This is a genomic window from Cupriavidus sp. UME77 (genome assembly GCF_014170355.1).
Classification (GTDB): domain Bacteria; phylum Pseudomonadota; class Gammaproteobacteria; order Burkholderiales; family Burkholderiaceae; genus Cupriavidus; species Cupriavidus basilensis.
Genome location: NZ_LZZU01000060.1, coordinates 220,184 through 234,600 on the forward strand (window position 1 = coordinate 220,184; position 14,417 = coordinate 234,600).

Annotated in this window: 15 protein-coding genes; 4 read left to right on the forward strand and 11 right to left on the reverse strand. The window is 67.0% G+C overall.

Annotated features, from left to right (window positions below):
• Positions 1-31: 31 nt before the first annotated feature.
• From A9975_RS24700 to A9975_RS24725, 6 genes are all read right to left on the reverse strand, one after another.
• Positions 32-568, reverse strand: a complete 537-nt coding sequence (locus tag A9975_RS24700) for a cupin domain-containing protein (RefSeq protein ID WP_006157660.1) — start codon at positions 566-568, stop codon at positions 32-34.
• 16 nt (positions 569-584) lie between these two features.
• Positions 585-1,355: an SDR family oxidoreductase gene (locus A9975_RS24705; RefSeq protein ID WP_183035064.1), complete on the reverse strand. Its 771-nt coding sequence runs from the start codon at positions 1,353-1,355 to the stop codon at positions 585-587.
• Positions 1,348-2,403, reverse strand: a complete 1,056-nt coding sequence (locus A9975_RS24710; RefSeq protein WP_183035065.1) for an aromatic ring-hydroxylating dioxygenase subunit alpha — start codon at positions 2,401-2,403, stop codon at positions 1,348-1,350. The genes A9975_RS24705 and A9975_RS24710 overlap by 8 nt, the downstream gene beginning before the upstream one ends.
• A 110-nt stretch (positions 2,404-2,513) precedes the next feature.
• Entirely contained in the window at positions 2,514-2,819 is a 306-nt protein-coding gene (locus A9975_RS24715) for a recombinase-like helix-turn-helix domain-containing protein (protein WP_183035066.1), read from the reverse strand.
• A 246-nt stretch (positions 2,820-3,065) separates the two neighbouring features.
• Complete coding sequence (locus tag A9975_RS24720; RefSeq protein ID WP_183035067.1) at positions 3,066-3,953, reverse strand: alpha/beta fold hydrolase; 888 nt, start codon at positions 3,951-3,953, stop codon at positions 3,066-3,068.
• Positions 3,926-4,222 (reverse strand): hypothetical protein, encoded by a 297-nt coding sequence (locus tag A9975_RS24725; RefSeq protein ID WP_183035068.1) that lies wholly within the window; start codon positions 4,220-4,222, stop codon positions 3,926-3,928. Before A9975_RS24725 ends, A9975_RS24720 begins: the two co-directional genes overlap by 28 nt.
• 230 nt (positions 4,223-4,452) lie before the next feature.
• On the opposite strand from A9975_RS24725, the gene A9975_RS24730 reads away from it, so the two are divergent.
• Both A9975_RS24730 and A9975_RS24735 read left to right on the forward strand, forming a co-directional pair.
• Positions 4,453-5,550 (forward strand): porin, encoded by a 1,098-nt coding sequence (locus A9975_RS24730; protein WP_183035069.1) that lies wholly within the window; start codon positions 4,453-4,455, stop codon positions 5,548-5,550.
• Positions 5,551-5,639: 89 nt separating this feature from the next.
• Positions 5,640-6,620, forward strand: coding sequence for a tripartite tricarboxylate transporter substrate binding protein (locus tag A9975_RS24735; RefSeq protein ID WP_183035070.1), 981 nt, complete (start codon positions 5,640-5,642; stop codon positions 6,618-6,620).
• A gap of 84 nt (positions 6,621-6,704) precedes the next feature.
• Here the strand turns inward: A9975_RS24735 and A9975_RS24740 are convergent, their stop codons facing one another.
• From A9975_RS24740 to A9975_RS24760, 5 genes are all read right to left on the reverse strand, one after another.
• Positions 6,705-7,826 carry an NADH:flavin oxidoreductase/NADH oxidase gene (locus tag A9975_RS24740; protein ID WP_183035071.1) on the reverse strand — a complete coding sequence of 374 codons (1,122 nt, stop codon included), beginning with the start codon at positions 7,824-7,826 and terminating at the stop codon, positions 6,705-6,707.
• 92 nt (positions 7,827-7,918) lie between these two features.
• On the reverse strand, positions 7,919-9,145 hold the full coding sequence (locus tag A9975_RS24745; RefSeq protein WP_183035072.1) for a YbfB/YjiJ family MFS transporter: 1,227 nt from the start codon (positions 9,143-9,145) through the stop codon (positions 7,919-7,921).
• A gap of 58 nt (positions 9,146-9,203) precedes the next feature.
• Positions 9,204-9,818, reverse strand: coding sequence for a TetR/AcrR family transcriptional regulator (locus A9975_RS24750; protein WP_183035073.1), 615 nt, complete (start codon positions 9,816-9,818; stop codon positions 9,204-9,206).
• Positions 9,819-10,075: 257 nt separating this feature from the next.
• Positions 10,076-11,074 carry a lipopolysaccharide heptosyltransferase I gene (gene waaC, locus A9975_RS24755; RefSeq protein ID WP_183035074.1) on the reverse strand — a complete coding sequence of 333 codons (999 nt, stop codon included), beginning with the start codon at positions 11,072-11,074 and terminating at the stop codon, positions 10,076-10,078.
• Between the two features lie 200 nt (positions 11,075-11,274).
• Complete coding sequence (locus A9975_RS24760; protein WP_183035105.1) at positions 11,275-11,880, reverse strand: cysteine hydrolase family protein; 606 nt, start codon at positions 11,878-11,880, stop codon at positions 11,275-11,277.
• A 139-nt stretch (positions 11,881-12,019) separates the two neighbouring features.
• Between A9975_RS24760 and A9975_RS24765 the strand changes: the two genes are divergently transcribed.
• Both A9975_RS24765 and A9975_RS24770 read left to right on the forward strand, forming a co-directional pair.
• Positions 12,020-12,892: a LysR family transcriptional regulator gene (locus A9975_RS24765; RefSeq protein WP_183035075.1), complete on the forward strand. Its 873-nt coding sequence runs from the start codon at positions 12,020-12,022 to the stop codon at positions 12,890-12,892.
• Positions 12,893-13,020: 128 nt separating this feature from the next.
• Entirely contained in the window at positions 13,021-14,415 is a 1,395-nt protein-coding gene (locus tag A9975_RS24770) for an APC family permease (protein WP_183035076.1), read from the forward strand.
• Positions 14,416-14,417: the final 2 nt, after the last annotated feature.

Genomic DNA, 14,417 nt, shown 5'->3' on the forward strand with positions numbered 1-14,417 from the left:
CACCCGGATTGGCGCGCCGGCCGCGCGCTTTTCAGCGCTTGACCTTGGTGAGCGGATGCTCGGGCGGGTACGTCGGCGTGATCGGCTTCTTGGCGCCGAGCATCACGCACATCAGCGCGTCTTCCTCGCCGATGTTGATTTCCTCGCGGTACACGCCGGGGGGCACCGAGACCAGGTCGCGGTCGGTCAGGATGGTTTCGAAGCGCTCGCCGTCCTTTTCCAGGATCAGCTTGATCTTGCCGCGCATGACGAAGAAGACTTCTTCCACGTCCGTGTGCAGGTGCGACGGGCCTTCGTGGCCGGCCGGGATGATCATGGTCGAGAAGGTGAAGTTCTCGGACGGCACGGTATTGGTGTCGGTGGCCACGCCAGTGCCGCCGGTGCCGAGGTAACGCATCTGCGCACGGCGGTACTTGGGATCGTAGTCAGCCTGGAACTTCAGCGCGTCCCAGTCGTAGCGGCGGGTGGAGAAGCGCGCGACGCGGCTCTCCATCCACTGGTCGAAGGAAGCGCCGGACGGCTGCTCCCAGGAACGCTTGATGTTGTCTTGTTGGGAAAGATCGCTCATTTGGATTCCTTCTAGCTCAGTGCATGACGAAGCCGCCGTTGACGGCCAGCGTCTGGCCCGTCACGAAGCGGGACAGGTCGGAGAGGGCGAACAGCACGGCCCCGGATACATCCTCGGGTAGCTGCTCGCGGGAAATCGCGCGTTGCTCGCGATAGAGGTCGCGCCGCTTCTGGGGCACGTATTCGGTCGCCTCCACCAGGGTCAGCCCCGGTGCGATGGCATTGACGGTGATCTGGTCGTCGCCCAACTCGCGCGCCAGCGAGCGGGTCATGCCGATGATCGCGCTCTTGCTGGCCACGTATGCCAGCAGGTTCGGCGCGCCCCACAGCGGCGTGTCGGATGCCAGGTTGATGATGGCGCCGCGGCCGGAAGCGCGCAGTGCCGGCAGGCAGGCGGTGGTCATCAGCCAGGTGCCGCGCACGTTGATGTTCATCACGCGGTCCCAGGTGGCGATGTCGATGGCGCTGGCGTCGCGCCCGCCGGAGTCGGTCACCGCGGCGTTGTTGACCAGGCCGTCCAGGCCGCCGAGCCCGGCCACCGCAGCGGTGGCGCAAGCGCTCACCGATTCGGGGTTGCCTAGATCAAGCACGAACGGCAGCACCTTCAGTCCGCGGGCCTGCAGCGCAGTGGCTTGCTCAACCAGACGGTCCGCGAGAATGTCGGCCATGGCGACTGCGCCGCCGGCTTCGGCAATCGCGGTGGCAAAGGCCAGGCCAAGCCCGCGCGCGGCGCCGGTTACCAGCACGCGCCGGCCAGCCAGCAGGTTATGGCGATCGATCTCAGGCATGGCTGGCCACCCCGCCAACCGGCTTCAACATGGCAACGGGCTCGTCGGCGACTTCCTGGTCGGCACGGCGGCGCAGCAGGCGGCGCACGCGGGTGATGCCGACATCGTGCTGGTACAGCGTTTCATGCTCGCGCGCGTTCGGCGCCATCATTTCCAGCACCACGCGGTCTTGCTCCAGCACGTCCCAGTGCAGGCCCTCCAGGCGGTTGCGGTACAGGAAGCGCCAGACATCGCGCTCCCAACCCTGCACGTGACGGGTGCGCCAGAAGAACACCATGCAGTGCTCCTCATCCACCGGCGTGGCGATGCCGACGATGCCGAACGGGCCGCCGGGGCCCACCTTGGCGCGGTAGGGAATCGCGAGGCGCAGCCAGAGGGTGCCGGTTTCGCCGAACTCTACCCAGTCAAAGTTCACGCCGCGCTGCCCGGTTTTCTCGAACACCAGGCCGGTGTCAGTTTCGCGCACGGCCATCACAGCCTGCTTTTCGCCGCTGGCCATCGAGTGCGACACCGCGTGCAGGTAGGCGCCGTGCATCGGGTCCATGACGTTGTCGATGGCGTAGCGGTAGTTGCAGTCCCAGTGCGCCACGCACAGGAAATTGGTGTGCTCGTCGCTTTCCAGTTCTTCCGGCAGGCGCAGCGCATCGGCTTGCGCTGGAGCGCGTTCACCAAACCACAGGAAGATAGCGCCGGCCTTTTCCTGCACGGGGTAGCTGCGCACGCAGGTCTTGCCTTCTAGCGGGCAGCTGTCCACGGCCGGCACGCTCTTGACCTGGCCATCGCCACCCACTTCCACGCCGTGGTACCAGCAAGCCACGCGGTCGCCAAGGTTCCAGCCCATCGACAGGCGCGCGCCGCGGTGCGGGCAGCGATCTTCCAGCGCGTGCACCTGGCCTTCGCCATCGCGCCACAGGACGATGTTCTGGCCCAGGCGCGTAATGCCGACCGGTGCATGCGTGACCGCCCATGCGGCCGATACCGGATACCAATAGTTGTGCAGGCCGGTGTTCAGGCGCGCCTCAGCACGCGCTTGCTTGTTCGATTCCATTGTTTGCTCTCTTGCGGGTACCGGGTCGGATCGCTCTTTCGAGGGGCGCCTGATTGCACTGCCCTTCGCGACGCAATCGCTTTGATGTTTTGAACTGCGTGGTGCCTCGTTCAGGCGCCCAGGCGACGCATTTCGGCGAGGAAACGCTCTTCGGTCCAGGCCTGGCCATCCGCGCCCAGCAAGCCCGCCTGGTTGAACGAACGCACGATGTCTTCCGGGCTTTTCGCACCGGCTTCGAAGGCGGCCTCCAGCGCATCGCCCAGCGCGTCTTCGTAGGCGGTGGGCATGGCGGCGCGGGTCTGCCACACGATGTTGGCGACCTTGCCGGGCTGCTCGATGTGGCCTTTGCCGGCGACATTGTTCGGAGCCGGACGCTCCCAGGGCGCCAGATTCGGGTTGTATGCGAGGTTTTCCATTGCGCTACTCCTTTCCCTTATTGCCAACCGGCTAACCGAGCGTTTTGTTTCACCTATAAAACGCTGATTTAAATATTGAACACAGACACCACTATAGACAACGAAACTTCAAAAATTGACTGGGGTTTACCCTTTTGATTTACCAATGCCACGAGAACGTGGCATCGGCATCGGCGCGGCGGCCTGGGGCGGGTGGGTACGAAGGAACAGGACGAGGAAGGGGAAGGGGGAAGAGGAAGAGGAAGGCTAAGCCGCGGCAAGCCCGTGGCGAATCCAGCGCGCGACCCGGCTGGCCTGCTCCACGTAGCAGGCATGCCCGGCATCCGGGATCAGCTCGAACGGCAAGGCAAAGCGCTCCGCCAGCGCCGCGCACCCGGGCGGCGGCGTCACGACATCCAGCGCGCCGCAGCCGACCCGTACCCTGACGCCCTGCCCCCCGCGCCCGAGGTAATCGTCAATGGCATCGCCGCACAGCATCGCCACCGCCTGCCGGTAACCGTCCGGATCCAGCCGGCGCATATTCCAGCGCACCCAGGCTTGCACATCGGCGCCGGCCGCGGCGCTCAGCAGGCGGCCGGGCCCCCGCTCGGCCAGGCCTTCCACGCCCACCGCTGCGAGCGCTTCGAGCCGCTGGCGCGCCACGTCCCTTGCCTTGTCCTCCTTGCCAGGGCCGCCGTATCCCTGCGCCGGGCTAAGCAGCAGCAACTGCGCGGGCAGCAGCGCCGGGCTAGCCTCGGCCACATAGGCGGCCGCCATCAGCGCACCGAGCGAGTGCCCCACGATCACATCGGGCCGTACGTCCAGGGCGCGCATCAGGTCCTGCAGGCGCAGCGCGTAATCGGCAGCCTTGGGCGCCGCGACGGGCAGGGCCTGCGAATTGCCATAGCCGGGCGCGTCCCACGCAATCACGCGCGCGTGCGCCGCCAGCAGGCTAGCGCACGACAGCCAGGAGGCCGCGCCGGAACTGATGCCATGCAGCAGCACCACCACAGGCCCGTGGCTGCCGCCGCACCGGTAAGCGAGCGGCGCGCCGTCGTGGCCTGCGGCTATGCGCCGCTCGCTGAAGCCGCTATCGAGTGCGCGGAGCAACGCTTCATCCGGCTGGGCTAGCGGCGCTGGGTTAATTTGTTCCATATATGAAACCATAGTTTGCAAATAAAACCTAAGAAATATAGACCGCCTGAATCTGGAAATAGATCCGGGTTAACCCCCTGCAAAAAAAATTTCGCCGGGCCCGGCGCTCCGCCGGTGTTGAGGCGCCCGTAAATCCCCTTTTTGGCGCAACGGCCTTGCACAGCCTTGCATACCAATTCGGGCGCGGCTCCCCGGCCTGGCGGCAGCGCGCCGCCCTCCTCCCCGTTGCGCAGCATGGTGCGCAACAGCGCCGTGCTGGTGCAGGCCACTCGTCGCTTCTCCGCATCACTAGGGATTACCCACCCATGCGTTTCCCGAAATGACCAGCTATATTTTGCTCGTTGTTTCTTATGTAATCTGATGTTTTACCTATAAAACGAAAGAAGTTGGAAAGTGCTCATTACGGTATGCACAGACCCAGCTCGACGATGGCCCGACGAAGCGCTGCAACGCCAACCAACCGACATGGCGGAAAAGGAAAAGGAAGAGGAAACGAACGATGAAACTTGGACGGATTGCACTGGCTGCCCTTGCAGCCGCAGTACCCATGCTGGCCTCGGCCCAATCGACGGTGACGCTGTATGGCGTCGTCGATACCGGTATTGAGTATGTGAACAATGTTGGCGCGGCGAAGGACAGCGTGGCCCGCGTGAACACCCTGACGGGTACGGTGCCGTCGCGCTGGGGCATCCGCGGCACGGAGGATCTTGGTGGCGGGCTCAAGAGCCTGTTTGTGCTCGAATCCGGATTCGCCCCCGATTCCGGCACCTCCAACCAGGGCGCGCGCCTGTTCGGCCGGCAGGCATTGGTGGGACTCTCCGGCCCCTGGGGCCAGGTCGCCCTGGGCCGCCAGTACACCATGCTGTTCTGGGCCACGCTGGACCCGGACATCCTCGGCCCCAACGTGTACGGCTCGGGCTCGCTCGACAGCTATCTGCCGAACGCGCGCGCCGACAATGCCGTTTCCTACAAGGGCACGTTTGGCGGCTTCACGGTGGGTGCCACCTATAGCTTCGGCCGCGACACGGTGAACGCGGGCCCGAGCCCGGCCGGCACCAACTGCGCGGGCGAGAACGCGGCCGACAGCAAGCAATGCCGCGAATGGTCGGCCCTGCTCCAGTACGACAACAAATGGTGGGGCGTGGCCGCGGCCTATGACTCGCTGCGCGGCGGGCCTGGCGCGTTTGGCGGCCTGACCAAGAGCAACCTGACGGACGACCGGCTCTCGCTCAACGGCTACGTGCTGCTGTCCAAGACCAAGATGGGCCTGGGCGTGATCCGCCGCGACAATGACGGCAGCCCCACGCCGCGTAGCGACCTCTGGTATGCGGGCCTGGCATATGACATCACGCCAGCCTTCACGCTGGCCGGCCAGGTCTATTACCTCAAGTACCACAACAGCGACAACAAGGCGATGCTGTACGCGTTGCGTGGTACCTACGCCTTCTCCAAGCGCACCTCCGTGTACGCCACGGCTGGCTTCATCGACAACGGCGGCCAACTCGCCCTGTCGGTCAGCGGTGCCCAGACGGGTTCCAACCCGAAGCCCGGTGGCAACCAGCTGGGCACGATGATCGGCATCAAGCACACGTTCTAAGCGCCGGCGCATCGCTGCGCGGCACTGGCGGGCGTGCGGCGCGCAACGCGCTGCATGCCCGCACGAACTCAATCTAGAGGCGTTTCCCCATGAAGCTCGTAACTCGCATTCTGTTTGCTGCCATCGCGGCCACGACTGCCATGATGGCAGGCAGCGCCGGGGCGCAGGCCTACCCCACCAAACCCATCACGCTGGTCGTTGCCTACCCGGCCGGCGGCGACACCGACGTACTGGCCCGCCTGCTGGCCGAAAAACTCTCGGGGCGCCTGCGCCAGTCCGTGGTGGTCGAGAACCGCACCGGCGCGGCCGGCACGATCGGCAGCGCATACGTCGCCAAATCCGCCGCCGATGGCTACACCTTGCTGGTCGCGCCCAACACCGTTGCCATCGCGCCGCTGGTGCTCAAGAACGGCACGGGCGCCAGCTACGACGTGCGTGGCGATTTCACGCCGGTCGCCCAGCTTGGCGTGCAGTCGCTGTTCGTGGTGGTCAACAAAGGCACGGGCATCACCAAGCTGCCCGAACTGGTCGCGCGCGCCAAGGCGGGTACGGTGCAGACCTACGCCACGCCCGGCAACGGATCGCCCATGCACATCCTTGGCGAGCTGTTCAACAAGGCCGCGGGCGTGAACATCTCACAGGTGCCGTATCGCGGCACCGCGCCGGCGGTGGTCGACGTGCTCGGCGGGCAAGTGCCGATGACGTACTCCACGCTGGGCGCGGTGGCGCAGTACATCGGGACGGGCGCCATCGTGCCGCTGGCCGTCGCGGACATGAAGCGCTCGCCGTTCGCGCCGAATGTGCCGACGCTCGCGGAGCTGGGCTACAAGGATGTGGAGGTGGGCGCGTGGCAAGCGCTGCTGGCACCCAAGGGACTGCCGCCGGAGTTGGTGAAAACGCTGAATACGCACGTCAACGACATCCTGAAAATGCCTGACGTGGTGGCACGCATGGCAACCATCGCCATCACGCCGGTCGGCGGCGAGCCCGCTACGCTAAGCAAGCTGATCGCATCGGACTCGGCACGCTACGCCAGGATCGTCAAGGAGTTCGGCATCCAGGCCGATTGATGGATCGACTGGCTGAGCCTGTGCAAGGCGACGGCGTCCGGCTTGCCCCGCGCAAACCGGACGCCGTTTGCTTTCCGGCGCAGCCTAGCGCTGCCCGAAACTGGCATCAATGAACAGGTCCTTGTACTCGCGCGGCTGCGAGCGCCAGTATTGCTTCGGCGCATGCACCTGCGCGCCAAGCTTGGCCGCCGCATGCCATGCCCAGCGCGGATCGTAGAGCATGGCGCGCGCCAGCGACACCGCGTCGGCTTCGCCGTTGGCGATGATGGCTTCCGCCTGCTCGGGCTCGGTGATGAGCCCAACCGCGATGGTCGGCAAGCCCACCTCCGCCTTGACCCGCTGCGCGTAAGGCACCTGGTAGCCCGGCCCCAGCTTGATCGCCTGCAACGGCGAAACGCCGCCGGTGGTCACATGGATGGCCGCGCAGCCACGTGCCTTGAGTGCATTCGACAGCGCGATCGTGCCTTCGATATCCCACCCGCCTGGCACCCAGTCGGTGGCCGAGATGCGAGCCCACACCGGCTTGTCCGCGGGAAAAGCCGCGCGCACGGCGTCGAACACCTCGATCGGGAACCGCATGCGGTTCTCCAGGCTGCCGCCGTATTCGTCATCGCGCTTGTTCGCCAGCGGCGACAGGAACTGATGCAGCAGGTAGCCATGCGCCATGTGGAGCTCGATGCCATCGAGCCCCAGGCGGGCCGCGCGCTGGGCCGCGGCCACGAAATCGTCCCGCACCTTGTCCATGCCCGCGCGATCGAGCGCCAACGGCGCGTCCTCGCCCTCGGCGTGCGGCACGGCGGATGGCGCCAGGGTCTTCCAGCCCAGCGGCTGGTCCGGGCGGATCTGGCTGCCGCCCTCCCAGGGTGCGTGGCTCGATGCCTTGCGCCCGGCATGCGCCAGCTGTATCGCCAGCGCGATCGGCGAATGCGCCCTGATGGCCTTGATCACCTTGCCGAGCGCCGCCTCGTTCGCATCCGAGTACAAGCCGAGATCCCCCGGCGTAATGCGCCCCTCCGGCGACACGGCCGACGCCTCGATGATCAGCATCGCGGCGCCCGACAGCGCGAGCTGGCCGAGGTGGATCATGTGCCAGTCGGCGGCCGAGCCTTCCTCGGCCGAGTACTGGCACATGGGCGCGATCACGATGCGGTTTTCCAGCCGTAGATTGCCAATCGAAAAAGGTTGGAACAACTGACTATCACTCATGGGGGAGACTCCTTGCTGTCTGTGGCACCGGCTTGCGGCAGGCATGGCATGTCATTCTAGAGCGCCTGGGGTTTTTGCGTCGTCGCGCCATTTCAGTGCGCAGCCACCGCGAGCGGCGCGCGCCGGGTGGCGAGATCGGCGACCAACGCCACGCCCAGCGCCGTGGCGCCGCACAGGAAGATCAGCGCGTAATTGTTGTGGGACACCGTGAACAGGTACGAGTAGCCGTAGCCGCCCAGCGCCTGGAACAGCGCGAAAGCGGTGGTGGCGCGGCTCCACGCGGCGCGCTGCTCGGCATGGTCATGCGGCACCATCTCGTGGATGCGCCCAAGCACGAGCGGCACGATGCCGGGCGTGAACAGACCCAGGACCACAGTGGCAACGCCGACCAGCACCGGGCTGCCCGACAACGCGAGCGTACCCACGGCAATCGCCTGCAACAGCAACGCAAGGCGATAGGCAGGGCCAAAGCCGATGCGGTCGGCCACGTTGCCGCACACCAGGGGACCGGCGATGGCAGCAACACCGTACAAGACCCAGTAGCCTGCGCCAATCTCCGCGCCTCGGCCGAGGCCGCGCGCCACGTAGTCGACCAGCAGCACCATGGCAGGCACGAGACCCAGCGCGTTCGCGGCGTACTGGCCGTACAGCACGCGCATGGCGGTGCTCGCGCGCCGAGCCGGACTTGCGTTCACGCTGGACGCCGCTACCGCCGGTGCAGCGCCCGGCCAACCGAACCAGCTCACGGCGGTGAGGATCGCCGCGAACACGCCCAGGCCGATCCAGGTGTCCTTCAAACCCAGGCGCAGCAATTCCGGAATGATGGTGCCCGAGGCGGCGATGCCCAGCCCGAGCCCCAGGAAGATCATGCCGCTGGCAAAGCCGCGCCGCGCGGCTGGGATATGCGGCAGGATCGTGGTGGCGACCAGCACCATGATGGCGCCGCCGGACACGCCGGAAGCAAAGCGCCAGACAAAGAACCAGCTTACCGACAACGGATACGCGCAGGCAAAGAACGCGGCGGTGGCAATCACCATCAGCAGTCGCAGCGCATTACGGTTCGACAGCGCCGTGGCAATCGGACGGCCCAGCAGCGCGCCGGCCAGGTAGCCCGCGAAGTTTGCCGCGCCCAGCGTCACCGCCTGCGACGACGTGAACCAGTGCGCCTGGATCAGCGGCGGAATCAGCGGCGTGTAGGCGAAGCGCGCCAGGCCGATGGCCACCAGGCTGGCGCACAACCCTGCCAGGGTGGCGAACAGCGCGCGGGCATCGAGTGTCGATGCCGTGGGACCGGGGATGGTGGCAATGTGCTCGGACATGATGCATTCCTACGGGTATGGTGCGGTGTTTGTTGCGCTCATGCTGGCTTATGCAGGCTCATGCCGTGCGCAGTCCGGCGGGCAGCGGCGGCAGGCCTAGCAGGCTAAGTGCCGGGGCAACGGCCCCTGTCAGCAACGCCCGATCCGGCCTGACCCGGGCCAGCACGCGCACGCCGAGCAGCACCGCCAGCAGATGCGCAGCCGCATCCGCCGCCGGCATGGCCGCGGGAATCTCGCCGCTCGCCTGCCCCGCTACCATGCAGCGCTGGAAGAAATCCTGGATCTTGGCGAGTTCGTCGGCGATGCCTTTGCGGCAGGCTTCGTCGCCGGGCGTGGACTCCACCGCGGCATTGACCAGCATGCAGCCGCGGTGCTGCACGTCCGCGACCGAGCGCTCGACTATCTCGCCAAAGAACGCGGCAATGGCATGCGCGGGCGATTGCGAAGACTCCAGCCGGCCGATGCGCTCGCGCAGGGTACGGTCGAGGTAGTGCTCCAGCGCGCGCAGGAACAACCCGCGCTTGTCGCCGAAGGCGTTGTACAGGCTGGGCTGCGTCAAGCCCGTGCACTTCACGAGATCGCGCGTGGAGGTGGCCTCGAAGCCATTCGCCCAGAATGCGTCTCCCGCTGCCTCCAGCACCTGCTGCTCATCGAATTCGCGTGGTCGCGCCATGGTGGCTCCGGCTTGCCTGACTTGGGTCGGCTGGGGTGGATATATTCTGTATCACACGATACAGAACGCATTGTATATCGGTCGATATAGAACGCAAGGCAAAAATGCAGGCAAGCGTGGGCAACGCAGGCGGCCGCCCGGATGGACGGCCTGCATTACGTGATGAACAAGACAAGGGGAGCGGCGCGGGCGCCGGGAACTGCCGGTGCCGCGCAAGTGGACAGGACGCCCCGCCGTTGCAGCGGCGCGGGCGACGATCAGCCCTGGCTGGCGGCCACCAGTTGCGGCCTGGACTGGCCGCCCGTGACCTGGCCGATCGCGTCGAGCACATCCGCAATCTCCGGCACCACGCCACGCGCGCCAACGGAGACGGACTGCCCGGGCGTGTTGATGCCGAAGTGCTGGCTGTCGGTGACCGTGAACAGCATCACCGACGGCTTGCCCAGCGCATCCGCCAGATGCACGAAGCCGGTATCGGTGCCAACCACGAGCGCGGCGGCATCCACCCGTTGCGCGCATTCGGTAATGGTCATGCGCGGCAGGACCTCGGCACCAGGGATCTCCGCTGCCAGGGCTTCGGATTGCTCGCGCTCCGCGGGCGAGCCCCAGGGCAACTGGATCCGGTAGCCGCGCTCGGTGAGCGTCCTGCCGACCGAGACCCAGCGCTGCGCGGGCCATTTCTTGGCCTCGACGGAAGTCGCATGGAACAGCATCGCGCGCGGCACGCCATCGGCATTGAGCGGTGCCGCGGGCGCGGGCACGCGCAGCGCGTAATGCTCAACGGGATCCAGCGGATAGCCAAGCGCATTGGCCACCACCATGCGCATCTTGTGGCGCGCGGTAGCGTCGCCATGCGGCCCGAAGATCTGCGTGTAGGCAAACACGGCGCGCGCCTCGCCAAGGTACTCGGCGGCGTAGCCCAGGCGCCGGCTGGAGCGCGCCAGCCAGGCCACGATGGCGCTCTTGTACACGCCGTGCACATCCACCACCACATCGTACTTCTCGCGGCGCAGGGCCCACAGCGCGCCGATGATGGCACGCAGGTCGGCCCAGCTGCGGGATTTCTTGAAGCCGCGCAGCGGCGGCGCGATCACGCGATCCACGCCCACGGCCCAGCGCGGAATATCGGCACACGACGCATCGGCCACCCAGTCGATCTTGGCCTCGGGATAGGCGCGCCGCAGGTCGGACACCAACGGCAGCGTGTGCACCATATCGCCCAAAGAGGTGATCTTGATGAGGAGAATGCGTTTCATGGAAATGGAAAATCGGGTTGCGGACGGATCTCGCTGGCTGGCAGCGAGGCCGTAGTATGCACCAGCCCCATGGGCGGCGCACCAATTTGCAAGCCCTGCGACGGCCCCGCATGGGGTTCGCGCGGCACCCGGCGCCCGCCAGCGGCATGCCGCGCTCGCCTTTGACTCAGCTGGCCCTGCGCGCCCCTTTTCCGGCCAGCTCAGGCCCAGGCGCCAGGGCCAGCCACCACCGTGGCAAAGCGATCATGCAGCGCCGCCAGCGAGTGACGGTGAATTTCCGCCGCCGAGAGCGGCGCCCCGCCCAGCGGGTCAGGCAGGTCGCGCGTGGCGCAGGCCGATGCCACCACCGTGCTGCGATAGCCATGATCGAGCGCTGAGCGCACCGTGGCGCTGATGCACATATGCGTCTGGAAGCCCGCCACGATCAATTCCTTGCGCCCTAGCTTGTCCAGCATGGCGGCCAGTGTGGTGCCGGCAAAGCTGTTGGGCAGGCCCTTGACCACGGTATGCTCGCCGCCAAGCGGCTCCAGCCCTTGGATGACGCCCGCATATGGGCCCTCGGGATCGAAGGCGCCGCCGCTGCCGGCCCGCCCGTGATGCACCACGTGCACCACCGGGCTGCCATGGCGGCGCGCCAGCGCCAGGAGCTCGCCGCAGGCCGCGATGGCAGCGGGCATGCCCACCAGCGGCAGCTTGCCGTCGACATACTCGCGCTGGTGGTCGATCAGCACCAGCGTGGCAGCCTCCCACGCCGAAGGCAGACGGCTGGCGCCGGCGAGGTCGAGCAGGGTAAAGGGTGTGGTCATCATGGCTCCTTTTGCTTGTGCGTCAGTTGTTGGAAACAGCGTGGGGATACACGGGCAGGCACTACAAGGGCGACTGCCATGCAAGCGATGATAAGCCGCGTTATTCTGTTCGCCAATTCTCAACGGGCTCACATCCATTGTGCAAAAACGTTCACTCCACTGGGATGACCTGCTCACCCTGTCCACGCTGATCCGCACCGGCAACTACTCGGCCTGCGCCCGCGAGCTTGAGGTCACGCACGCAACAGCGATCCGCCGCATCCGGCGGCTGGAGACGGCGCTCGGCAAGCCCGTGGCAACACGCACCGATGGCGCGTTCGCGCTCTCGGCGGCCGGCCGTTCGGCGCTGGCCGCGGCGCAGCAGATGGAGAGTTCGGCGCAGCGCCTGCTGCGCGAAGTGGAGGACGCCGGCAGTGGCGTCTCCGGCGTGGTCAGCATCGCCTGCACCGCCGCGCTCGGCAGCCACTTCCTGACACCACGCATGTTCGGGCTCTATCGCGCGCACCCGCAACTCGAGGTCAGGCTGGAAACGGACAACCGCATCGCCAGCCTGGCGCGGCGCCGCGCCCACATCGCGGTGCGGCTGGCGCGGCCGCAGGAAAGCGATGCCATCGCGCAGCGCGCGGGCAGCATGGGCTTTGGCCTGTATGCGCCGGTACGGCCCGACAACGCCGGCCCATGGCGCGAGCAGGATCTCGCCGGCGCGCCATTGTGTGGCCTGCTGGACGAAGGCCTGGCGTTGCCGGAATCCGAATGGACGCGCACGCTGGCGGCACGCACGGGATTCCAGTCGAACAACCTGCTGGCGGTGCGCGAGGCCATTCGCAACGGCTTGGGCATCGGCCTGCTGCCGCACTACCTGGCGCGGGACGATGCCCGGCTGGCGCTGGTGCGCGAGGTGCCGGAGGTGGTACGGGAAATCTGGCTGGCCTATCCGCAGGAGTTTCGCGGCGCTTCCCGGTTCCGGCCCGTGATCGACTGGCTGGCCGGGGAACTGCGGCAATGCCCGTGAGCCACGGAAGCGGTTGAAAACGCGGGGGCAGGCAGTATAGTTGCCTGAAGCATGCCCGCCCCCACGGGCTCGCGCAGGGTGCTGTCGGCAGGCCGCCACCGGCCACCAATGGCACGGGGAGCTTCGCCATGGATCGGAATTCACCGGCAACGCTGGACGCAGGCGCACTCGGGCTGGGCGAATCCGTCGTCATGGGCGTGGCGGGCACGGCGCCCGCCTTCAGCCTGGCAGCCACCACCGCCACCCTGGTCGCGACGGTGGGAGGCCTGGCGCCGGCCAGCCTGCTGTATTGCGGCCTGATCATGTTCGGCGTGACGCTGTCCTACCAGCAACTCAACCGGCTGCAGCCCAGCGCGGGCGCCTGCTACACCTGGGTCTGCGAGATATTTCATCCGGTGCTCGGCTTTTTCGCGGGCTGGACGCTGTTGGTGGCCTCGGCGGTATTCATGGTGTCCGGCACCATTCCAGCCGCCACCGCCACCCTGCTCCTGTTCGACCCGGCGCTGGCGGAGCGCCCGCCCGTGGTGACCCTGGTCGCCGCAGGCTGGCTGCTGGTGGTAAGCGTGGTCGTGGTCAAGGGCGTCAAGCTGACCAGCTACACCCAGGTGGCGATGACGCTGGTCGAGGTCGGGGTGCTGGCGGCGATCGTGCTCGCTGCCCTGCTGCGCGCGCCGCTGCCGCTTGCCCACCCGCCCTCGCTGGCCATGCTGTCGCCATTTGGCTTTACCCCGCAGCTGTTTGCCAATGGGGCGCTGGTGGCGTTGTTCTTCTTCTGGGGCTGGGACGTGACGGCGAACCTGACCGAGGAAACGCGCGATCCGGCGCATGCGCCCGGGCGCGGTGCATTGATGGCGATGGTCATCGTGCTGGCACTGTTCATGGCCTTCGTCATCGCCAGCCAGGCCCTGCTGAGTGACCAGGAGATCCGTCGAGCCGGCACCAACGTGGTGTTTGCGCTCGCCGCGCGGCTGTTCCCGCGCCCGTGGGACTACCTGGCCGTGCTGGCCGTCATGCTCAGCACCGTGGGCACGCTGGAAACCTCGATCCTGCAGTTCACCCGCACACTCTACGCCAAAGGCCGCGATGGCCTGCTGCACCCGCGCTATGCCGAGCTGCACCGCACCTGGCGCACGCCGTGGGTGGCCACCGCGGTGATCGCCTCGTTCGGCTTGCTGCTGCTGGCGCTGTCCGCGTGTTTCAACAGCGTGGGCCAGATCATCCAGGACTCGGTCAATGCCATCGGCTTCCAGGTGGCGTTCTACTACGGGCTAGCCGGCTTCGCCTGTGCCTGGCACTGTCGGCGCGGTGCCGTCCGCGCGCCCGTCAGGCTGTTGCTGCTAGTGCTTTGGCCCGCTTGCAGCGCGGCGTTCCTGTGGTTCATCGGGCTGTACAGCATCCCCAGCTTCGACCTGGCCACGCGCGTGGTGGCCCTGGGCGGCATCGCGGTTGGCGCGGTGCCGCTCTGGCTCAACCGGCGCCGGCGGCTCGCCGCGCGCGGAGCGCTCGGGGCCCCGGGCCCGTGACA